The organism is Ruegeria sp. CJ2, assembly GCF_056536745.1.
On the sequence record NZ_JBQFQF010000002.1, the window covers coordinates 21,863 to 42,364 of the forward strand.

The 20,502-nt window shown below is 57.1% G+C and carries 20 protein-coding genes; 8 read left to right on the forward strand and 12 right to left on the reverse strand.

From position 1 onward, the window contains the following. Positions 1-16 precede the first annotated feature (16 nt). The 5 genes from ACR0MS_RS02500 (at position 17) to ACR0MS_RS02520 (ending at position 4,426) form a co-directional block, all read left to right on the forward strand. Complete coding sequence (locus ACR0MS_RS02500; RefSeq protein WP_480569681.1) at positions 17-889, forward strand: ATPase; 873 nt, start codon at positions 17-19, stop codon at positions 887-889. Positions 890-928: 39 nt separating this feature from the next. Continuing rightward, on the forward strand, positions 929-1,846 hold the full coding sequence (gene metA / locus ACR0MS_RS02505; RefSeq protein WP_480569678.1) for a homoserine O-acetyltransferase MetA: 918 nt from the start codon (positions 929-931) through the stop codon (positions 1,844-1,846). Further along, positions 1,836-2,789: an alpha/beta fold hydrolase gene (locus tag ACR0MS_RS02510; protein ID WP_480569675.1), complete on the forward strand. Its 954-nt coding sequence runs from the start codon at positions 1,836-1,838 to the stop codon at positions 2,787-2,789. Before metA ends, ACR0MS_RS02510 begins: the two co-directional genes overlap by 11 nt. Positions 2,790-2,838: 49 nt before the next feature. Further along, entirely contained in the window at positions 2,839-3,708 is an 870-nt protein-coding gene (gene ppk2 / locus ACR0MS_RS02515; RefSeq protein ID WP_480569672.1) for a polyphosphate kinase 2, read from the forward strand. Between the two features lie 103 nt (positions 3,709-3,811). After that, positions 3,812-4,426: a TetR/AcrR family transcriptional regulator gene (locus ACR0MS_RS02520; RefSeq protein WP_170384099.1), complete on the forward strand. Its 615-nt coding sequence runs from the start codon at positions 3,812-3,814 to the stop codon at positions 4,424-4,426. Here ACR0MS_RS02520 and ACR0MS_RS02525 read toward each other — a convergent pair whose 3' ends face one another. The 3 genes from ACR0MS_RS02525 to ACR0MS_RS02535 all read right to left on the reverse strand — a co-directional run bounded on the left by ACR0MS_RS02525 (position 4,427) and on the right by ACR0MS_RS02535 (position 6,815). After that, positions 4,427-5,485, reverse strand: coding sequence for an adenylate/guanylate cyclase domain-containing protein (locus ACR0MS_RS02525; protein WP_480569669.1), 1,059 nt, complete (start codon positions 5,483-5,485; stop codon positions 4,427-4,429). After that, the gene (locus ACR0MS_RS02530) at positions 5,482-5,850 is read right to left on the reverse strand and encodes a group I truncated hemoglobin (protein ID WP_480569666.1); all 369 of its coding nucleotides are present in this window, start codon (positions 5,848-5,850) and stop codon (positions 5,482-5,484) included. Before ACR0MS_RS02530 ends, ACR0MS_RS02525 begins: the two co-directional genes overlap by 4 nt. A gap of 122 nt (positions 5,851-5,972) precedes the next feature. Continuing rightward, positions 5,973-6,815 (reverse strand): glycosyltransferase family 25 protein, encoded by an 843-nt coding sequence (locus tag ACR0MS_RS02535; RefSeq protein ID WP_480569663.1) that lies wholly within the window; start codon positions 6,813-6,815, stop codon positions 5,973-5,975. Between the two features lie 139 nt (positions 6,816-6,954). Here ACR0MS_RS02535 and speB point away from each other — a divergent pair, with 139 nt between their 5' ends. Next, the gene (gene speB, locus ACR0MS_RS02540) at positions 6,955-7,929 is read left to right on the forward strand and encodes an agmatinase (RefSeq protein ID WP_480569660.1); all 975 of its coding nucleotides are present in this window, start codon (positions 6,955-6,957) and stop codon (positions 7,927-7,929) included. A gap of 21 nt (positions 7,930-7,950) precedes the next feature. On the opposite strand, the gene ACR0MS_RS02545 is transcribed toward speB, so the two are convergent. The 8 genes from ACR0MS_RS02545 to ACR0MS_RS02580 all read right to left on the reverse strand — a co-directional run bounded on the left by ACR0MS_RS02545 (position 7,951) and on the right by ACR0MS_RS02580 (position 17,204). Beyond that, complete coding sequence (locus ACR0MS_RS02545; RefSeq protein ID WP_480569657.1) at positions 7,951-9,168, reverse strand: aminopeptidase P family protein; 1,218 nt, start codon at positions 9,166-9,168, stop codon at positions 7,951-7,953. Positions 9,169-9,330: 162 nt separating this feature from the next. Continuing rightward, complete coding sequence (locus ACR0MS_RS02550) at positions 9,331-10,542, reverse strand: ABC transporter permease (protein WP_480569654.1); 1,212 nt, start codon at positions 10,540-10,542, stop codon at positions 9,331-9,333. A 5-nt stretch (positions 10,543-10,547) separates the two neighbouring features. Then, positions 10,548-11,819: an ABC transporter permease gene (locus ACR0MS_RS02555; RefSeq protein WP_480569651.1), complete on the reverse strand. Its 1,272-nt coding sequence runs from the start codon at positions 11,817-11,819 to the stop codon at positions 10,548-10,550. Positions 11,820-11,887: 68 nt separating this feature from the next. Beyond that, positions 11,888-12,976 carry an extracellular solute-binding protein gene (locus tag ACR0MS_RS02560; RefSeq protein WP_480569648.1) on the reverse strand — a complete coding sequence of 363 codons (1,089 nt, stop codon included), beginning with the start codon at positions 12,974-12,976 and terminating at the stop codon, positions 11,888-11,890. 98 nt (positions 12,977-13,074) lie between these two features. Continuing rightward, on the reverse strand, positions 13,075-14,166 hold the full coding sequence (locus ACR0MS_RS02565; protein ID WP_480569645.1) for an ABC transporter ATP-binding protein: 1,092 nt from the start codon (positions 14,164-14,166) through the stop codon (positions 13,075-13,077). A 148-nt stretch (positions 14,167-14,314) separates the two neighbouring features. Continuing rightward, a complete protein-coding gene (locus ACR0MS_RS02570; protein ID WP_480569642.1) occupies positions 14,315-15,022 on the reverse strand; it encodes a maleate cis-trans isomerase family protein in 708 nt (235 codons plus the stop codon). After that, positions 15,019-16,164 (reverse strand): M24 family metallopeptidase, encoded by a 1,146-nt coding sequence (locus tag ACR0MS_RS02575; RefSeq protein ID WP_480569639.1) that lies wholly within the window; start codon positions 16,162-16,164, stop codon positions 15,019-15,021. The genes ACR0MS_RS02570 and ACR0MS_RS02575 overlap by 4 nt, the downstream gene beginning before the upstream one ends. Continuing rightward, the gene (locus ACR0MS_RS02580; protein WP_480569636.1) at positions 16,161-17,204 is read right to left on the reverse strand and encodes a pyridoxal-phosphate dependent enzyme; all 1,044 of its coding nucleotides are present in this window, start codon (positions 17,202-17,204) and stop codon (positions 16,161-16,163) included. The genes ACR0MS_RS02575 and ACR0MS_RS02580 overlap by 4 nt, the downstream gene beginning before the upstream one ends. Before the next feature lie 86 nt (positions 17,205-17,290). Here ACR0MS_RS02580 and doeA point away from each other — a divergent pair, with 86 nt between their 5' ends. Beyond that, on the forward strand, positions 17,291-18,475 hold the full coding sequence (gene doeA / locus ACR0MS_RS02585) for an ectoine hydrolase DoeA (RefSeq protein WP_480569633.1): 1,185 nt from the start codon (positions 17,291-17,293) through the stop codon (positions 18,473-18,475). Next, positions 18,472-19,629 (forward strand): acetylornithine deacetylase, encoded by a 1,158-nt coding sequence (gene argE, locus ACR0MS_RS02590; protein WP_480569630.1) that lies wholly within the window; start codon positions 18,472-18,474, stop codon positions 19,627-19,629. Before doeA ends, argE begins: the two co-directional genes overlap by 4 nt. On the opposite strand, the gene ACR0MS_RS02595 is transcribed toward argE, so the two are convergent. After that, positions 19,626-20,498 (reverse strand): urea carboxylase-associated family protein, encoded by an 873-nt coding sequence (locus ACR0MS_RS02595; RefSeq protein ID WP_480569627.1) that lies wholly within the window; start codon positions 20,496-20,498, stop codon positions 19,626-19,628. The two genes, argE and ACR0MS_RS02595, sit on opposite strands and share 4 nt — an antisense overlap. Between the last annotated feature and the right edge of the window lie 4 nt (positions 20,499-20,502).

Consider the following 20,502-nt stretch of genomic DNA (forward strand, 5'->3'; position numbering starts at 1 on the left):
AAAGGGATAGCGGACCATGATCTACGGCTCGGCAAAAGAGTGGCGCGAGGCCGCGCGAAAGAAAGTGCTGTTTTTCGGCATGTCCGGTCTTGGCAAGACCTACGTGTCCAATGTTCTGCGCGACTCGGGCGACTGGTTCCACTACTCGATCGACTACCGGATCGGGACGCGATACATGGGAGAGTACATCGCCGACAATGCCAAGGCCGAGGCCATGAAAGTGCCATTTCTGCGTGACCTTTTGTTGTCGGATTCCATCTATATCGGTTCCAACATTACGTTTGAAAACCTGACTCCGGTTGCGGCCTATCTGGGCAAGCCCGGTGATCCGGCGCTGGGCGGGCTGGAACTGTCCGAATATCGCCGCAGGCAGGAACAGTTTCGCATGGCCGAGATTCACGCCCTTCTGGATACGGAATACTTCATCGACCGCGCCGAACGCCTGTATCAGTACCCTCACTTCATTTGCGACACAGGTGGTTCGATCTGTGAATGGGTTGATCCAGACGATCCGCGTGATCAGGTTCTATCCGAGTTGTCGCGCCAGACACTCATGATCTGGCTGCAGGGTGATGAGGAACATACAGCCGAACTGATCCGCCGCTTTGACAAAGCCCCCAAACCGATGTCTTACCAGCCCGAGTTCCTGACCCGGGTCTGGGAAGATTATCTAAAAGAACACGGGTGTCAGCCCGCGCAAGTTGACCCGGATGCTTTCGTCCGATGGACTTATGCACGCGCCCTGGCACATCGGCAGCCGCGCTATCAGGCGATGGCCGACAACTGGGGGGTATCCATCGCGGCGAAAGACATGCACGCCGTCAGAGATGCGTCAGATTTCGACGAGTTGATCGAACGCACCCTTGAGACCCGCCCGAACCGCGCTTAATTACCGCTCTTACACTTTAATTCCAAAGGCTAGCACCTGATGCCAATCAAGATCCCCTCCGACCTGCCCGCATTTGACGTTCTCACCAACGAGGGCGTCATGGTCATGGCCGAGGATCAGGCAATGCGTCAGGACATTCGCCCTTTGCGCATCGGGTTGCTGAACCTGATGCCCAAGAAAATCCAGACAGAAAACCAATTTGCCCGCCTGATCGGGGCGACCCCGTTGCAGATTGACCTGTCGTTGATCCGCATGACCGAGCATCGGACCAAGAACACCGCAGCCGAGCATATGGCCGAGTTCTATCGCCCGTTTCAGGAGGTCAAGGATCAGAAATTTGACGGCCTGATCATCACCGGCGCGCCAATCGAACATCTGGAGTTCGAGGATGTGACCTATTGGGACGAAATCAGCGAGGTGTTCGACTGGACACAAACCAACGTACACTCCACCTTTGGTGTGTGCTGGGGCGGGATGGCGATGATCAACCACTTCCACGGTGTCAAGAAACACATGCTGGACGCAAAGGCGTTTGGATGTTTCCGGCACCGCAACCTGGACTCGGCCTCGCCGTTTCTTCGAGGTTTTTCAGACGATTGCGTGATCCCTGTCAGCCGCTGGACTGAAATGAAACAGGATGAGATCGACAAAGCCGAAGGGTTGAAGACCTTGTTGGGCAGCGAAGAAGTTGGACCCTGCCTTGTCGAGGACCCCTCGCACCGTGCGATCTATATCTTCAATCACTTCGAATATGACAGTGACACACTAAAGCAGGAATATGATCGCGACGTGGCGAATGGCACTCCGATCAACGTACCAATGAATTACTATCCGGATGACGACCCCAGCCGTTCTCCGCAGAACCGGTGGCGCAGCCATGGGCACCTGCTCTATGGCAACTGGATCAATGAAATCTATCAGACGACGCCATTCGATATGAACGCAATTGGCCGTTAAAACTGTCATAACCCTTGGCCTGTTCCTGTCTGGCCTTACACTGCTGACAGCGTGGCGCGCGTCGCAAAACGAAGCGCGCGCCGAAGCGTCTTTTCCGCCCGAAGGACAGATTGTCGATGTGGACGGCGTCCCAATCCATGCGGTCGTGATGGGGGAAGGCCCGGACGTGGTTCTGATCCACGGGTCCAGCGGGAACACCCGCGACATGACATTTGCTCTGGCGCCGATATTGGCCGAAAACTTCCGTGTTATTGTTTTCGACCGCCCCGGTCTTGGCTATAGCGCAAGCTTTAACCCCGACGGGGAAACGATTGAAGAGCAAGCGGAAATCCTTCAGAAAGCCGCCGCACTACTTGGTGCGGACAAACCGATTGTTGCCGGCCAGAGTTATGGCGGTTCCGTCTCGCTTGCCTGGGCTGTTACACGTCCGGACAATATCGCGGGTTTGGTTTTGATCGCTCCGGCTGCGATCCCTTGGGAAACGCCGCTGGATGGCTTCAACAGGCTCGCGTCAACATCGGCAGGCAACACGCTGGCATTGCCTTTGATCAGCGCATTTGTGCCGGACTGGTATGTTGAAAAGACTTTGGATCAGGTCTTTGCCCCTCAGTCCGCGCCGGATGGCTATGCCAACCATTTCGGACCCGGCCTGACCATCCGCCGCGCGTCGATGCATGCAAATGCCAAGCAGCGCGCAAACCTTCTTGAAGAAATCCGCGCCCTGCAACCACGGTACAAGGACATTACCGTTCCGACCGAGATTGTGCATGGAACGGCGGACGATACAGTCGGGCTGGGGTGGCATTCCGAGCGCCTGATTGAACAAATCCCAAGCGCCGAATTAATTGAACTGCCGGGTATCGGGCATATGCCGCAAGTGGTCGCCGCGCCCGAAGTGGCCGAGGCCATTGACAGGGCGGCTCAACGGGCGGGTTTGCGTTAAAGCCTCGGCTAATCCATAGTAGGAATTGGATTTTATCGAGAGGTAATTCATGGCCCGGTCCGAAAAAGGTTCCATCGAAAAGTACTTCCGCAAAGACGCCCCAAAGGACGTTCGATCCGCTATCGAGAAGGCGGACAAGGATGACATCCTGAATTCCAGCTTTCCCTACGACGAACGAATGAAGCGTAAGGAATACGAAAAGCAGATGGAGGCGCTGCAGATCGAATTGGTCAAGATGCAGTCCTGGGTGAAAGACACCGAACGCCGGGTCGCAATCATCTTTGAAGGGCGCGACGCGGCAGGCAAAGGCGGCACAATCAAACGCTTTCGGGAAAACCTTAACCCTCGGGGTGCCCGCAACGTCGCCCTTGGCAAACCGTCCGATCAAGAACGCAGCCAATGGTATTTCCAACGATATATTCCACACTTGCCCGCAGCCGGGGAAATCGTGTTCTTCGACCGAAGCTGGTATAATCGCGGTGTCGTTGAAAACGTATTCGGGTTTTGCACACCGGAAGAACGCGAAAGGTTTTTTCGGCAGGTCCTGCCACTGGAAACCGGTTTGGTGAATGACGGGATTCACCTTTTCAAGTTCTGGCTAAATGTTGGCCGGGCCGAGCAGCTCAACCGCTTCTTGTCCCGCGAGACTGATCCGTTGAAACAGTGGAAACTCAGCCCGATAGATATTCAGGGGCTTGGTAAGTGGGATGAATACAGTCAGTCGATCTCGGAAACCCTGACGCGCAGCCATTCTGAATACTGTCCGTGGACCATCGTGAGATCGGATGACAAAAAGCGCGCGCGCCTTGCCGCCATACGAACCGTTCTACATGCCTTGGATTACGAGGAAAAAGACACGAAAGCCATAGGTGAGATTGACGCGAAAATCTGCGGCGGCCCCGAAATTTGGGACGCGTGATGAATTTCGCGTGTCTCCAACGCCATAGATATTGGACGAAGGCGTCAACTCGGGTTATGTCAAACTTCGCCAACTCACGACAGCAAAGGCACCTGACCTAGGGATGACGAAACGCGGGTATCACCACGGCAACCTCAAGCAAGCCCTGATCGAGGCGGCCTTATCCCTGATCGAGGAAAAAGGTCCAACAGGCTTTACCTTGTCCGAAGCGGCCAAAACCGCCGGAGTGACACCGGCGGCGGTGTATCGGCACTTTCAGGGCCGTGAAGACCTGATCGCCGAAGCCGCAAGACAGGGGTTCGAAATGTTCGCGGACCTCATGCAGTATGCCTACGACAAGGGGCAGCCATCGGCACTTGCTGCGTTCGAGGCAACGGGTCGCGCGTATCTTGCCTTCGCGCGCAAGCATCCGGGTCACTACATTGCGATGTTCGAAAGTGGCGTTTCCATCAACCGCACGCCCGAGCTTTCATTGGCTGCCAACCGCGCAAAAAGCGTATTGGAAAAGGCCGCGGCGGACCTGTCGCAGCACATACCACCGGAAAAACGCCCTCCGGCATCCATGTTCAGCGCCCATATCTGGGCCATGAGCCACGGTGTCGTGGAACTTTACGCAAGAAACACCGGTGCCACATCGCCATTCCCGCCCGAAGATTTGCTGGAGTCGGGTATTGGCATTTATCTCAGGGGTTTGGGTCTGGTGCCGCAGGACGACTGATCAGAACACCGACCTTGGCTGCGGCAAGCTGAGGCCAGAGGTGACATTGATCAGATCCATCTCACCCATCCCCTTGATGTCCACACGCCCTAGGTCCGAGACCTGAAACTCGTCAATCAAAGCGTATTTCATGTCTTCAGGCGCAACAATATTCATCGGGTTTGCAAAGACTTGCAGCCGCGAGGCGATGTTCACCGCCGGTCCGAACACGTCATAGACGTATTTTTGAATCCCGACGACAGAACCCACCGCAGGCCCCATGCCAAGCCCGATACGAGCCTGCCATTTATGCGGGTGGCTTTCGTTGCGCCGTTCCAGGTAACGCAGAAACCTGACCGCGCAATGCGCAACCGCGGTCGCGTGATCCGGGGTCGCATCCGGCATCCCAGACACGGCAAGGTAAGCGTCACCGATAGTTTTGATCCGCTCGCATCCGAACTGTTCGACAATCCGGTCAAAGGCCGTGAAAATGTCGTTCAACTCGCTCAAGGTCACAGTCGGATCTGTTTTGGCTGCAAAATCCGTAAACCCGACAAAATCCAGCATGACCACTGAAACCTGATCATAAAGCTGCGGCGTGACGACGCCGAATGTCTTGAACTCCTCATAGACCGCGCGCGGCATCAGGTTGAGCAACAGCCGCTCGACGCGCTCCTTTTCACGCTCCAACTCTCGCGTGTTGCGCTCGACCATAGTCGAGTAGCTGTCGATCATGCTCTCCAATTCGCGGATGCGCGTAATGTTTTGGTATTCCACAACCAGCAACTGCTCTTCCGAGCCATTTGCCAGCGACACGGCCATCGCAAAGACCAACGTCCTGCGCTTTGGTTTGATCTGCATTTCGACCGAGTAGCGCAGACCCGATTGTTTGACATCATCCAACTCGCGCGGGTCTAGATCGGGGAACATATCCAGCAAGGTCTGACCTTCGGACGGCGCCCCGAACCATTCGGAAAAGGGACCATTATAGAATACAAACCCAAGGTCCGAGGCCCGAACAACGGCAATGCCTACGCCTATTGCACGCAGCAATTGCTCATTTATCGCCAGAATGCTCATGCTGCGTTGCGCGTCACGATGATTGCGCGCTTGGATTCAATGGCATTCAGCGCGATTTTGATATGAGCGTCCTCCATACCGTGCATCTCCAATGCCTGGCCAAACAATTCCGCCATTTCGTCAAAATCTGCATGGGAAATATTCAGGTGCCGGTGAACAGCCTCGATCCGATCGTCACTGAAAGACGCCGGGCCGCCCACAAGAGAAGAAACAAACTTGGTTTGATGATCAATCAGCCGGGGCATGTCGATATCTTCGAAATGGTCCCCGATCTGGTCGGAATCCAAGGCCATTTCATAGAACGTCATCACGATCCGGCTGATCGTTTTGAAGCCGCCATATCGTTCGTAAATCGTCTGACTCATACCAAAAACCCAAGTGTCATTTGGAACCAACACTGCAAGGTTATATCAAATTGGTAGTTTTGTTAACGCTTATAGGGCAAGAAGCCACTTAGGGTGCAAACGGCGCGGCAATCGTTGCGCGCTTACACCTTCAGATCATCTGTGCACGGGATAAACCCGACGTAGCCGCCTTGCGCCAGCAACCGTTTTTCCCCGCCCATACGCCAGAACATCTTTCTTTTTGCGGCGCGCAGTTCACGCCGAGCGCGAAACCAGCTTGGCCCCTTGTCCAACCCGGTATTCGTTTTGGTGTCGAGCGACCGCTCACTGACTTTCACCTCTTCATCTGTCTGATCCTGTTGTTTCGACCAGATCATCTGAACGCCAACTGCTGGAAAACACTGATACATACGCCAATCTGCGCGTGGATAGGAAATGAAGTCATCCAGATGGTCTGAGTACCGCTCGGACCAGGAAAGAAGCTTCCGGCACGCGGTTTGCGTTACAATATATGCGGCCGAGCTTGGAGCCATCTCAAGCATGGGTCTGACTGGAACGTCCGAAATACGGTCCATGGCCCCAAACCTCATTGATCTGGGAGAATAGTCGAGTTTGACCATATCGTACTCAGCAGGGTTACTCAGAAGGGCCAAGATGGTCTTGCCTGCCTCTGAAGACAATTCCACATCATCTTCAAATATAGCGACCGACTGAAGACCCTGATCCAAGGCTGCCTGCCAAACCGCACGGTGGCTTTCAAAGCACGCAACTTCACTTTGCTTCAGCCCCCACCGGCTGCCTGTTCCCGGCGCATAGCCGTTGTTGTCCAACGCGCCCGGCACCTGACCATCGACCGCGCTAAATCGCTCAGCGCCGGTCACGCCTGCATGGGCGAACTGCCCTTCCATAAAGTCACGCCGTGCGGGGACACGGTCCAGGTTGATATAGAAAATACCTGTTTCCGGGGGCAGTTCGTGATCTCTCACGGCATTTCCTTTCCTGTCGCCCCGTCAGATAGACACCGGCGACGGGGACATTCAACCGTCAACTTCACATGGATGATCTATCCAGCCTTCAAGAACGCGGCTAAGCTTCGACCGTAAAACAGGAAACGGGTCTTCAGCTATGTCATCACATGGGTATTCCAGCGGTCGCCTCAATCTGCCTTTCGTGGGCATATCAACCTTTGGCAAATCCCCGTATGTCGAGGATTGGGACCAGATCGACGCGGATGTGGCTATCATGGGAGCACCGTTTGATTTCGGCACCCAATGGCGATCGGGCGCGCGGTTCGGGCCGCGGGCGGTGCGCGAGGCGTCGACCCTGTTCAGTTTCGGCCACGCCGGTGCCTATGATCACGAAGACGACGCGACCTATCTGGATAGCTCGGTCCGGATGGTCGATATCGGGGACGCGGACATCATCCACACTAAGACCGAAGCCAGCCACGCGAATATTCAATACGGGGTCCAGAAGATTCTGGACGCAGGTGCCCTGCCCGTCACCATCGGCGGAGATCACTCGATTAACATCCCCTGCATCAACGCCTTTGCCAAGGACTGCGAGGCGAACGGCCCGATCCACGTTGTTCAGATCGACGCCCATTTGGATTTCGTGGATGAACGCCATGGGGTCACTGCCGGTCACGGCAACCCGATGCGACGCGCGATTGAGAAAGACTATGTCTCGGGCATGACCCAACTGGGCATCCGCAACGTGTCCTCGACCGCGAAAGAGGGCTATGAGGACGCCCGCGCCCGAGGGTCCGATATCCTGTCGGTGCGACAGGTGCGCAAACTGGGAACCGAGGGCGTTTTGGCGCGCATCCCAGAGGGCGCGCGGTATTATGTGACGATTGATATCGACGCTTTTTGCCCATCGATTGCGTCAGGCACCGGCACGCCCAGCCACGGGGGGTTTCTGTATTATAACGTGCTGGAAATCCTGCAAGGTCTGGCGCAACGCGGGGATGTGGTCGGCATTGATCTGGTCGAGGTCGCGCCGAACTATGATCCCACCGAAAGCACCCAAATTCTGGCCGCGCAGGTGCTGCTGAATTTCATCGGCTTCATTTTCCACGAACGTAGCAAGAGGGGCTAAGCGCCCCTCTTACCATTTGGATCAGGTGATCGTGTTGTGTTCCGGCCCATAGGGGAACCCGGTGATATTCTCGGCCCCATCATCGCCGACAACCAGAATGTCATGCTCACGATAACCGCCTGCACCGGGCTGGCCTTCGGGAATCCATAGCATCGGCTCGATCGAAACGACCATGCCCGGTTCAAGCACCGTGTCGATATCTTCGCGCAGTTCCAGCCCTGCTTCGCGGCCATAGTAGTGACTGAGGACGCCGAAAGAGTGGCCGTACCCAAACGAGCGATATTGCAGCAGCCCTTCATCTGCGAAGAACCGGTTGATCTCGGCCGTGATGCCCGAGCAGGTCGCGCCGGGTTTGATCAGGCTCAGCCCCAGTTCATGTGCGGCGACGTTGGCCTTCCAGATGCGCAGGCTGTCCGCGTCGGGTTCGCCCAAAAACAGGGTGCGTTCCAGCGCGGTGTAATAGCCCGAGATCATCGGGAAGGTGTTCAGCGACAGGATATCGCCCTTTTGCAGCGCCCGCCTGGTCACGGGGTTATGCGCACCATCAGTGTTGAGGCCCGACTGGAACCAGACCCATGTGTCGCGGTATTCGGCATCCGGGTAAGCGCGGGCAATCTCAGCCTCCATCGCGTCACGACCTGCCATTGCGATCTCAATCTCGGTCGCACCTTCGCGGATCGCGGCGTGGATGGCGGCACCGCCTACGTCTGCTGTGCGCGCACCGCCCTTGATCAGCTCGATCTCTTCTGCCGATTTCACCATCCGGGCGGCCATTGTATCCGCGGCCACATCCACCAGCTCGGGCTGACCCAGCATCGCCAGCGCCGTATCGCGCGCCGCCAGCGTCATGTGATCGCCCTCTATCCCGATCCGCTTGGCACCTCCGATCAGGCTGGCCACTGCGCGCCAGTAATTGTCGCGCTTCCAGTCGGTATAGATCACGTTTTCCTCGACCGAGCGCCGCCATGGTTGCCCTGCGTCGATATTCGCGGACACCGTCGTGCAAGCATCCTGCGTCACCACGCAGCCGTAAGGACGGCCAAAGGAACAATACAGAAAGCCCGAGAAATAGGCGATATTGTGCATTGAGGTCAGCAGCACCGCCGGAATATCCCGCGCGGCCATCATCGCGCGCAACCCCGTCAAGCGGCGTTCGTATTCGGCCTTGCTGAACGGCAATGGTGCCTTTTCACCATTGTGGCTGGTGAAAAACTCGGGGCGGTTTGTCAGGTCTGTCATCATGCTCTCTCCTGCACTGCCGGACGAAGGGTGCCCGGCCACTAATCCCGGCGTTCAGGACAAGCGGCCTCGGGAACCGAGAGCCATGCGCCCGTTTGACTGTCACGACGCCATCGTGACCGGGCTGCATATTGCAATGGCTAAATCACGCCGCGGCGCGCGTCAAGCGGGGGAAAGACCCCGCAGACGCTCGGACCGGCGGCGCAGCAATTCAACCGTGGTCAACAGCGCGATTGAGATCACGACAAGGATCGTCGCCACCGCCAGAATGGTCGGGCTGATCTGTTCGCGCAGACCTGTGAACATCTGCCATGGCAGCGTTTTCTGGCTGGCCGAGCCGACGAATAGCACCACGACGACCTCGTCAAACGAGGTGATAAAGGCGAACAACCCACCCGAGATCACGCCCGGCAGGATCAGCGGCATCTGGATCTTGAAGAAGGTCCGCACCGGCCCTGCCCCCATATTCGCCGCCGCGCGGGTCAACGATTGGTCAAAGCCGACCAGAGTCGCCGTCACGGTGATGATCACAAACGGAATACCCAGAACCGCGTGGGCAAGAATGACCTTCACATAGCCCACAAAGTTCTTGTCCATGCCCAGTGTACCTTCCATGAACCGGCCAATATCGCTGTAGAAAAAGAACATACCAGTTGCCGAGATGATCAGAGGAACGATCATCGGCGAGATTAGGATGCCCATGATCGCCCGCCGCCCGGGAACATGGCTCTGACTGAGGCCAATGGCCGCCAAAGTACCAAGCGAAACCGAGATAAACGTCGCAATCGGCGCGATGATCAGCGAGTTTTTGAAGCTGCGCTGCCATTCGTTGTTGGTGAAGAAATCGCGGTAATGCTTCAGCGAATACCCTTCGGGGTCCAGCCGCAACATCTCGGGCGTAAAGGTGAAAAAGTCCTGCGCGTTGAACGACAGCGGCAGAACCACAAGGATCGGCGTGATCAGGAATACGAAGATCGCACCGCAGATCACCCGGAACGCGTAGTGCCAGAACACCTGCTGACCGGTCATATACGGCAGCAGTTTCTGCCGATAGCGGCCTTCATAAAGCCAGAAGATGAAGAAGGCGAAGAACCATCCGGCCAGCAGCCCGACTATCAGCCCGGTCAATCCTGCGAACAGCAGGCCAAGCCCCCCCAACCCAAGGATCGTGATCCAGCGGGCGGCGCGCTCGTTGTCCAGAACATTCATATAGGCCCAGGCCAGCCCTGCCATCAGCACGGCGCCGATCAGGATACCCAGCAGGACGCTGCCCTGCCCGGCCCCGACGAACATGCCAAGGAACCCTCCGGCAATGGCTACTGCAGGCAGAACGACCGACATGGGTTTGCGGGATATTGGTGTAAGTGCTGCCATCGTCTTTATCCCAGCTTCACGTTGTCGATGCCCACGATCTTGTCATAGCACCAGTAGAGTAACAGAACGACCGCCAGCAGGATCGTGCCAAGCGCAGCCGCCAGCCCCCAGTTCAGTGAGGACGAGATGTGATACGCGATCCGGTTCGAGATAAAGACACCCTTGGTGCCGCCCACGATCTCGGGCGTGATGTAGTAGCCGATGGCGAGGATAAACACGAGGATCGACCCCGCGCCAATGCCCGGAATGGATTGCGGGAAGTAGATGCGCCAGAAGGTCGTCCAGTTCGTTGCACCCATAGATTTGGCCGCGCGCGTGTAGGAGTCTGGAATGGTCTGCATCACCGAATACATCGGCAGGATCATGAACGGCAGCAGGATATGCGTCATCGCAATGATCGTACCAAATTGGTTGTTGATGATCACAAGCCGCGCATCATCGGCCACCAGCCCCAGCCAGACCAGCGTTTCATTGATCACGCCCTGCTGCTGCAACATCACCTTCCACGCCGAGGTTCGCACCAGCAGTGACGTCCAGAAAGGCAACAACACAAGGATCATCAACAGGTTCGATACCCGCATCGGCAGCGTCGCAAGCAGGTAGGACACCGGGTAAGCCAGCAGGATACAAGACGCCGTAATGATCAGCGACATCATCAGCGTGCGCCCGAACAGTTTGATCAGGATTTGCTTGTCTTCAGGCTGCGCCTGCGCGCCCTCGGGGGTGCGGCGCATATCCACGGCGTTCAGGAAATAGCCATTGGTGATGGGCACCGAATGGGTCTTGATTGTGCGCCAGGTCTCGACATCACCCCAGCCGTCGTGAATATCAATCAACTTGTCTTTGAACGGGCCGTCTGTTTCCGGGTCCAGCTTTTTGATCTGACGACCAGACCGGCGGAACATCGACGACATGCCGGTTTGTTCATAGTTCAAACGCGACCCCAGTCGGGTGTGCGTTTTTTCGTCGATCGCGGTGATCATGTCCTTGGTGAAGGCGGCGTAAAGCGCCTCATCCGGAAGCTCACCACTTTCAGCATCCCAATTCCGCAATTCGACCACGGTCAACGGCAGCGTGTCGGCCACGATGCTGTTTTCGACCGAGCGGAACAACATCGACACAATCGGGATCACAAAGGAAAGCAGGACAAACAGCAGCAAAGGCGCAATCAGGGCCAGCGCCCTCAGCTTGCGGCGGCGCAAAGACCGCGCCAGAGATTTCTTCAGCGGGGTGCCATCGGCGGCCAGCATCGGACCGGATTGAGTTGCGTCAGTCATCTGCGTCCCTTGGTCTTTCTTGGTGGATCGGGGCCAATGGCGGCCCCGACCAGTGACTTAAAGAAGGCTTATTGCGCCAACCACGCCTGGAACTTGGCGTCGATGTCGTCGCGGTAGTCAGCCCAGAACTCGTAGTTGTAGAGGAACGTGTTCTTTGCGTTTTCCGGGTCGGTCGGCATGTGCGGTGCCATGTCGATACCCAGATCGGCGTGCTGACCCACCAGCGGCGCAGAAGACGCACGCGCCGGACCGTACGAAATGTACTTGGCCTGATCCGCCAGACGCTGCGTGTCGGTTGCGAACATGATGTAGTCCAGCGCGCGCTGCTGACGCTCTTCGCTCAGACCTGCCGGAATGATCCAGCCGTCCAGATCGAACACCTGCGCGTCCCACAGCATGGCGACGGGCTGTTTCTGCTCTTCGATCACGCTGAACAGACGACCGTTATAGGTCGAGCCCATGATAACTTCGCCATCGGCCAGCAACTGCGGCGTGTCGGCACCGGCAGACCACCAGACGACGTTGTCCTTGATGGTGTCCAGCTTTGCCAGCGCCTGATCCTGACCTTCCGGAGTTGCCAGAACATCATAGACGTCGTCTTTGGCAACGCCATCACACAGAAGCGCCCATTCCATGTTGTTGATCGGGCGCTTCTCAAGCGAGCGCTTGCCCGGATAGGTTTCCAGATCGAATACCGCGCAGATTTCGGTCGGAGGGTTGTCGCCTACCAGATCGGTGCGATAGCCGAATGTGGTCGAATACACGATCTGAGGGATGAAGCAGTCGCTGACCAGAAGGTCGCCGAAATCTTCGGACGCCGGTGTCCCGTCCGGTGCAGCGGCAAGCTGGCTGTCAAAGTCGATTTCCAGCGCCAGACCTTCATCGCACAGACGGATCGCGTCCGCAGCAACAACGTCCACCACGTCCCAAGTGATGTTGCCCGCTTCGTTCATCGCGCGCAGTTTGGCCACGGCCTCGTTCGAACTATCATCATTCAGAATGGTGACGCCTGTCTTTTCCGAATAGGGCTCGTGATACGCTTTGAGCTGCGACTTGGAATACGCGCCGCCCCAGGAGACGATGGTCATCTCTTCGGCCATCGCGCCACCGGCAACGGCAGCAACCGCGCTTGCCATCAGAGTGGTTTTAACTTTCATGTTTAACTCCCTGTTATACCCGTTAAATTTAGGTTTCGAGACCGGATCACGGGGCAATCCGGTCAACTCTTGCCCCGCAAAAGCGGGGTATTCATGCCTCAGGCGTCAAGCGCCCGGCAATCATGCGCCAGCCAGCCGATCTCGACCTCTTGGCCGGGGGATAGCCTGATGGCGTCCGGTGCGTTCCGGGTTTTGATGATGAAGTCATCATTGCCCGCCACAGACAGACGGAACCGGAATACATCGCCCATATAGATGAACTCTTTCACCGTTGCCTTCAGAGTATGGGCATCGGCGTGCAGACGGTCTTTATTGAATTCCACCCGTTCGGGCCGGATCGAGACTTTGGTCCGCTCACCCGCTTTGCCGACATTTACCGGCTTGGCGTCAATCTCGGACCCATCATCCAGCGTCACAACGCACGAATCGCCGTCGATGGATTTAATAACACCTTCCAACGTATTGTTTTCGCCAATGAATTGCGCCACAAAGCTGTTCTCGGGCTCTTCATAGAGCAGGTCTGGCGGGGCCAACTGCTGAATGCGGCCATCGTCAAACACGGCAACACGATCCGACATGGTCAACGCCTCGGTCTGGTCGTGCGTCACGTAAACCGTCGTAATCCCCAGCTCATGCGCCAGACGTGTGATTTCAAACTGCATATGTTCGCGCAGTTGCTTATCCAAGGCCCCCAGCGGTTCGTCCATCAAAACCAGCTCTGGCTCGAACACCAGCGCGCGGGCCAAGGCGATCCGCTGTTGCTGACCGCCCGACAATTGCGCCGGGCGACGGCTGCCAAAGGCCCCCATCTGAACCATATCCAAAGCGCGTTTGACCTTTTCTTCGCGCTCATCCTTGCCAATTTTCCGTACCTCCAGCGGGAACGAAAGGTTCTCGGCAACGGTCATGTGCGGGAACAACGCATAGTTCTGAAAAACCATGCCAATACCACGCTTGTGCGGCGGGATGTTATTGATCGGTCGCCCATCCAACATGATCTCGCCATGCGTTGCGGTTTCAAAACCGGCGAGCATCATCAAACACGTCGTTTTGCCGGAACCCGACGGGCCCAGCATCGTGAGGAACTCTCCCTTTGGCATTGAAAGATTTAAATCTTTTACGACGAGTATCTCGCCATCATAAGATTTCTGGACACGCTGAAATTCGACGAACGCTGCGTCATTAGTCATTACCAACTTGGCTCCCCTGTGCCGTCCTTGGTTGCCCGGTTCATCCGGATCTCAAAGACCTGTCCGGCCCATTTAAGGACATGCAGGACGCGTCGCGCAACCAAAATATGTCAGGAGAGTGACAAAGAAATCAGCACGCGCCTGATATTCAGGCGGAATTCAGGTACCTCATGTGCCAGGCAAGACTCTGATTGCTTGAAAGAACCGGTTTTCCTAGCTGCTTTTCAATTTTCGGAATGGCATCAAAAGTTCTTAGATTCGTGCAGCTTATGAAAACAGCCTCAACCGCCGAATCAGAACCCAGCCGGATGGCGGCATCTGTAACAGATTGTTGGGATATCCGCACAACTTTGGATTCTTCGGCCTCTCCAAATGAGCCAAAAACATCCATAGAAATCCCATTTTGAGAGAAAGCATATCGAAGAGGTTCGTTCACTTCTTCGATATATGGGGACAAAAGCGCAAATTTCGAAACCCCCAATTCCACGGCGCAGGCCGAAGCTGCGCGCAAAGGATTCGTGACGGTGGCCACATCACATGTGCGCTGAACCATCCGTTCGACCTGATCTGAGCCAATCACGGAACTGGCAGAGGTACAGCCATAACCGACAACTTTGTACGGACGAATTTTGGGCAACAGATCCGCTGCTGCTGGCAGGGATTTCTCCATTTCCGACAGGGCATCGGTCGTAACCTCTTCTCCGCTTGGTATCCTTGATACGTAAAGCGGAACACTGCGATCCGCGAAATAGGCGCTGAACTCGGGCTCGATTGTTTCGTCTGTTTGCAAGACGATCAATCCAAGCGGGCTGGCAGACGGGTCATCTGCATCAAGAGTGTAAGGTAAGTAACTCATATCTCCACCAACTCTGCCCCGGCGCGAGGACTGATAAATCGCGGTGCACCTTCGGTGACCACTATGTTTTCCTCGTGAACCAGTATCTTGTCACCAACAGCGATACCGGGTTCAAGCGTCAGCACCATACCCGCTTCTAGTACTGTTTCATCACCGGGAATGAGGGACGGCCATTCCGTCAGCGACATTCCAAGCCCATGCCCCAGTCGGCCTGCCCCGGTGTCACCGCTTTGGCGCGACAGAACAGAGTTCATCGCGTGATACAGGTCGCACGCCCGCGCACCGGGGCGCGCGACCTCGAACGCAGCATCGGACGCTTCGATCAAGGTGGTATAGGCGGATTTGACCTCTGCCGTTGCCGGACCAATCGACCAGTTCCGATCATAGTCGCAAAAGTAGCCGTCCCAAACCAACCCTGTGTCCAGCATCAGAACATCTCCGGGTGCCATGGCGGTGTCCCGGGCTGGTGAGATCACATCTGCATACCCGCCTTGTTCTGCACCTCCGGCGAGGTAAGGCACCCAATCCGCCCCTTCTTCCAGACACAACATCTGGAAGTGGCGAAAAACTGAAGCAACCGTGACACCGGCGCCCGCGATCTCTGGGACACGCGCGAAGGCGCGGCCCGCGATGGCACAAGCCGCTTCGATCTTTGCGATCTCGGCTTCGGATTTCACCATTCGGAGCCTGCGCAAAATACCCGCGTCGCCCTTAAATACGCGATCTTCCGCCGAATGTTTCAAGCGATACAAATCGGCCAGGGGCATCCGAACATGCGTTTCATGTCCGTCAGGTATTCCGATATGGTCACCGGGCTGAGTTACCTCTCGCAAGGTATCCGCCAAGAGGTTGATACCGTCATCCACAAGGTCCGGCGCGCTCCACATGCGGATATCGTCAATCCACGTTTGCCCCATCAGCGCCGCACCAATCGAAGGAATGACGGCAATGGGTTTGCCAGATGCAGGCACGATCAGGAACCAAGAGCGCGTCGGACTTTCCCAGAACCGGGTCAAGTAACCTGTGAAATAACGTACTTCGGGCTCGGTCGTAAGCAGCAGCGCCGAAAGCCCCTGCTCGCTCATCAAACGCTGCGCGCGTTCCGTGCGTGCCGTGAATTCAGAAACTTCAAACCCCCTCATTCGGCAATCTCGGACAAAAAGCACAAAACGCGCGCCTCGGTGCCTATACCCAATTTATTGCGCAGGTCGGAGCTCATGACGGCTGCAATCCCTGCCCCGCCGGACGCTGTTGTCGCGATTCTCGCGGTGGCCATCGCCGGCAGATAACGCAGAACTTCTTCATCCGAGAGCGTCAGAAACATGTCCGCGTCACGTGCCAGACCATTCAGCGCGATCAGCGACGGCTCTTTGCAGTCAAGGCGACCCATCACACTGTCTGGCCCATCGGCAAAGACACATGCGCCCGCCTCGATGCTAGCTTGCAGCGCGGGTGCGGCTTCGGGCTCGACCACGATAATTTGAGGCGCATCCTTCCAGACGTGGCGGGCGTAGGCGGCGACAGCCCCTGCCAAACCGCCAACACCGGCCTGCAACAGGATATGCGTGGGCACCTGCGGGCATTGACGCGCGGCCTCGGACGCCATTTGCAGGTAGCCTTCCATCAGGATATGCGGCAGTTCGTAATAACCCGGCCAGGAACTGTCAGACAGCAACGTCCAGCCATTGTCCCGCGCGGCCTGCGCCGCAGCCTCCATACTGGCAGCATAATCAGCCCCTTGTCGCACGACCCGCGCGTTCTGAGACCGCAAGCGATCCGCAAAGCTCTCGGGCACAGTTTCAGCGATATAAACGACTGCATCGGCGCCAAAAATCCGCGCACCAGCCGCTACACTCATGCCGTGATTGCCCGCACTGGCGGTTACATACGTCCGGCCAACCAAGGTTGTGCCGTCGGGTGTGCCTGACATATCGGCCGCGTGGCGCGCGATCACATAAGCGGCGCCCAGTGCCTTGAACGACCCCAGGTTCATCCGCTCACGCTCATCCTTCACCCAGAGATTTGCGACATCGGCAAGGCCGTCAACTTCCCTCAGTGGTGTTTCAGCGGCAGCAGGGCACTGGCCCAACAAGGACGCAACGCGCGCGGCATCGGTTGAGGGAAACGGCGCCTCTGGGATCAGCTTCTGACCACCGCGATAAGGGTTGGATGAAATCTTCAATGGCCCGCCTTTCCTGTGTTGCCCATTGACGTGACCGAATTCGTCAAGTTCTGTCAACAAGACTTCACACGAGACAGGAGCAGCCCATGGCCCACGCTGATCCGGCATTCACTCGGGCAGAGTATGATCGCCGCCTGACCAAGACGCGCGCGGCAATGGCAAAGGCTGGCCTGGACGCGCTGTTTGTCGAAGACCCCTCGAACATGGCGTGGCTGACAGGGTATGAGGGCTGGTCGTTCTACGTGCACCAAGGCGTCGTGGTTTTACACGATGCCGATCCGATCTGGTGGGGTCGTGGTCAGGATGCCAACGGCGCACGCCGCACGGTCTGGATGACCAACGACCGTATTCGCGGCTATGCGGACGAATACGTCCAGTCGACCGTACGACACCCGATGCAGGACCTTGCTGCACTTATGGCGGATTGCGGTCTCACAAGTGCGCGTATCGGTGTCGAGTTGGACAACTATTATTATTCCGCCAAGGCCCACCTAACCCTTCAGGCAGAGCTTCCCGACGCAGACCTGATTGACGCAAACGCGCTGGTCAACTGGCAACGCGCCGTTAAATCCGACGAAGAGATTGCCTTGATGCGCAAGGCCGCGCGTATCTCAGAGCACATCATCGACGGCGTTCTGGAACGCGTCGAACCGGGGCTTAGGAAAAACGAATTGGTGGCCCAGATCTACAGCGACGCCATTCATGGTGCCGACGGGAATTGGGGTGACTATGCGGCCATCGTGCCCTTGCTTCCGTCGGGGCCAGACGCGGCGGCACCGCATCTCACGTGGGATGGCGCGCCGTTCAAGTCGGGTGAATGCACGTTCTTTGAACTCTCCGGCTGCTATCGCCGTTATCACACACCTTTCTGTCGGTCGGTGTTTCTTGGTCAGCCACCTGATCACCTGCTGCGGGCCGAGGCAGCGTTGGTTGAGGGGCTCGAAGCAGGCTTGAACGCAGCCCGCGCAGGCAATCAGGCCCGCGATATTGCGCTTGCGTTGGCCGCGCCGCTGGAACGGGCCGGGATCGAGCGCGGCGCGCGGTGTGGCTATCCTGTCGGCCTCAGCTATCCGCCCGATTGGGGCGAGCGCACCATTTCCCTGCGACCCGAAGATGAAACCGTTCTTGAACCCGGCATGACCTTCCATTTCATGCCCGGCCTTTGGATGGATGACTGGGGGCTTGAGATCACCGAGTCCATCCTGATCACTGAATCCGGGCCAGCAGAGTGTTTCTGCGACCGCCCCCGCAAACTGTTTGTAAAGCCATGACCTTGCAAAGAACCAAAGAAATCCTGTCCGACCTGATCGCGTATGAAACGGTTTCCGCAGACAGCAATCTTGAGATCATCCGCTATTTGACCGACTTTCTTACGGCACTGGGCGCGCGGTGTATTCAGACACAGGCCGCAACCGGTGCAAAGGCCAATATCTTTGCCACGCTTGGGCCTGAGATGGATGGCGGCATAGTTTTATCCGGACACACAGATGTTGTTCCGGTGGCCGATCAGGACTGGACCAGCGATCCCTTCCAGATGGTCGAGCGTGACGGAAAACTGTACGGGCGCGGCACCTGCGACATGAAGGGGTTCATCGCCGCAGCCTTGGCTTTTGCGGAAACTCTTGATGCGAAACAGTTGACCCAACCGCTGCATTTCTCGTTCACCTATGACGAGGAAACCGGGTGTCTTGGCGCACGCAATCTGGTGGATGACCTGTCCGAGCGTGGCATCGTCCCGGATATCGCCATCATTGGTGAGCCGACAGAGATGCGCGTGATCGAGGGCCACAAGGGGTGCTATGAATACACCACGTCCTTTGTCGGGCTGGAAGGGCACAGTTCGGCCCCGGACGACGGGGTAAACGCGGCTGAGTATGCGGCCCGCTACATCGGGAAGCTGCTGGAATTGCGGCAAATCCTGAAGTCCCGCGCGCCAAACGGCAGCCCGTTTGAACCGCCTTGGACAACAGTGAATATTGGGCGGATTTCCGGTGGGGTCGCGCATAACGTGATCGCCAGCAAAGCCGAGGTTGCCTGGGAAATGCGGCCCGTTCAATCCAGCGATGCGGATCTGGTCAAGCGCACTCTGTCCGACTACGTGGAACACGCGTTGTTGCCTGAAATGCAGGCCGTGCATAGCGCTGCCACCATAACCCAACAGGCCGTTGCCGAAGTTGCCGGTCTTGAACCGATGGACAAAAACGCAGCCCGCGACCTTGTGGCCGAACTGACCGGTGCCAACGGCACGGGCGTCGTCTCATTCGCGACAGAAGCAGGGCTTTTTCAACAACTTGGGGTTCAGGCGATTGTCTGCGGGCCGGGATCAATCACCCAGGCCCATAAAGCAGACGAATTTGTCGAGATTGAACAGCTTGAGCTTTGCTGCCGGATGCTCGACCGCTTGGGACGTCGAATGACCGCCTAGCCTGCGCCGTGAGAACGATCATAGGCTGATCGTGCGGGCTGGACATGCGCATCGCGCGCGTCCTGTCCCGGATCGTACACCTCGATCAGCAACGGATAGCAGGCCGCGGCGTCCGACGAATGCCCGGACGAACAATCCCCTCCCGGACAGGCCGAAAGCCCGACGATCAGATCAATCTCGGCGTAGAATTCCAGATAGTCGCCAGGGCGCACTGGGCTGGCTTTCATGAAATACTGCCCGGTGTCGCGTGTGAAACCCGTACACATGAACACATTCAGAACGTCGTGCACATGCATTTCCGCCTCATGAAGCGGCAGGTCGCAATGGCTGGCCAGAGCCCGCGTCAGGTTCGAGTGGCAGCAATAATGATAATCGTCGCCCGACAGAAGACGGCCGGTATAGGGGTCGCAACGCGTGCCTATCACGTCATGAACGGACCCGCCGAACCCGTCGAACCCGTACCAGTCCAAAGTGTCGTTTACGATGGTGGCCATCGGGCGCATGCTGGGAAAGCTGGACCACATGCGATCTCCGGTCGACAGATGCGTTCCATGCAGGGCGCGGGTTTTACCGGAATAGAACCTCTCGGACAGGTCGTGTTTGTTCCACATATTCAGGTCGCCGACCTGTGGGCCGTCAACCGAAACAACCCGCACGAAGGCACCGGCGGGAACATCAATGCAGGTCGCATCCCGTGGGGCGGCGGTCACCTCAGCCGTCTTGGACGCCTGTTGTCTGAGCGCACTCAACGCAATCAAATCAGGTTGTGGCAATGTATCAGGCGGATAACAGATGACCGGAGGGATGCTTTTGCGCTGACTCGCGTCTGATGGCGCCCTGAAATGCGGGTTCTTCAACTTCACGGGCATACTC

Coding starts and splice junctions, on each gene's coding strand:
- argE (WP_480569630.1), top strand. CDS start 18,472: ATGACCTTGCAAAGAACCAAAGAAATCCTGTCCGACCTGATCGCGTAT.
- metA (WP_480569678.1), top strand. CDS start 929: ATGCCAATCAAGATCCCCTCCGACCTGCCCGCATTTGACGTTCTCACC.
- ACR0MS_RS02575 (WP_480569639.1), bottom strand. CDS start 16,164: ATGAGGGGGTTTGAAGTTTCTGAATTCACGGCACGCACGGAACGCGCG.
- ACR0MS_RS02550 (WP_480569654.1), bottom strand. CDS start 10,542: ATGGCAGCACTTACACCAATATCCCGCAAACCCATGTCGGTCGTTCTG.
- speB (WP_480569660.1), top strand. CDS start 6,955: ATGTCATCACATGGGTATTCCAGCGGTCGCCTCAATCTGCCTTTCGTG.
- ACR0MS_RS02520 (WP_170384099.1), top strand. CDS start 3,812: ATGACGAAACGCGGGTATCACCACGGCAACCTCAAGCAAGCCCTGATC.
- ACR0MS_RS02555 (WP_480569651.1), bottom strand. CDS start 11,819: ATGACTGACGCAACTCAATCCGGTCCGATGCTGGCCGCCGATGGCACC.
- ACR0MS_RS02570 (WP_480569642.1), bottom strand. CDS start 15,022: ATGAGTTACTTACCTTACACTCTTGATGCAGATGACCCGTCTGCCAGC.
- ACR0MS_RS02565 (WP_480569645.1), bottom strand. CDS start 14,166: ATGACTAATGACGCAGCGTTCGTCGAATTTCAGCGTGTCCAGAAATCT.
- ACR0MS_RS02595 (WP_480569627.1), bottom strand. CDS start 20,498: ATGCCCGTGAAGTTGAAGAACCCGCATTTCAGGGCGCCATCAGACGCG.
- doeA (WP_480569633.1), top strand. CDS start 17,291: ATGGCCCACGCTGATCCGGCATTCACTCGGGCAGAGTATGATCGCCGC.
- ACR0MS_RS02545 (WP_480569657.1), bottom strand. CDS start 9,168: ATGACAGACCTGACAAACCGCCCCGAGTTTTTCACCAGCCACAATGGT.
- ACR0MS_RS02525 (WP_480569669.1), bottom strand. CDS start 5,485: ATGAGCATTCTGGCGATAAATGAGCAATTGCTGCGTGCAATAGGCGTA.
- ACR0MS_RS02500 (WP_480569681.1), top strand. CDS start 17: ATGATCTACGGCTCGGCAAAAGAGTGGCGCGAGGCCGCGCGAAAGAAA.
- ppk2 (WP_480569672.1), top strand. CDS start 2,839: ATGGCCCGGTCCGAAAAAGGTTCCATCGAAAAGTACTTCCGCAAAGAC.
- ACR0MS_RS02530 (WP_480569666.1), bottom strand. CDS start 5,850: ATGAGTCAGACGATTTACGAACGATATGGCGGCTTCAAAACGATCAGC.
- ACR0MS_RS02560 (WP_480569648.1), bottom strand. CDS start 12,976: ATGAAAGTTAAAACCACTCTGATGGCAAGCGCGGTTGCTGCCGTTGCC.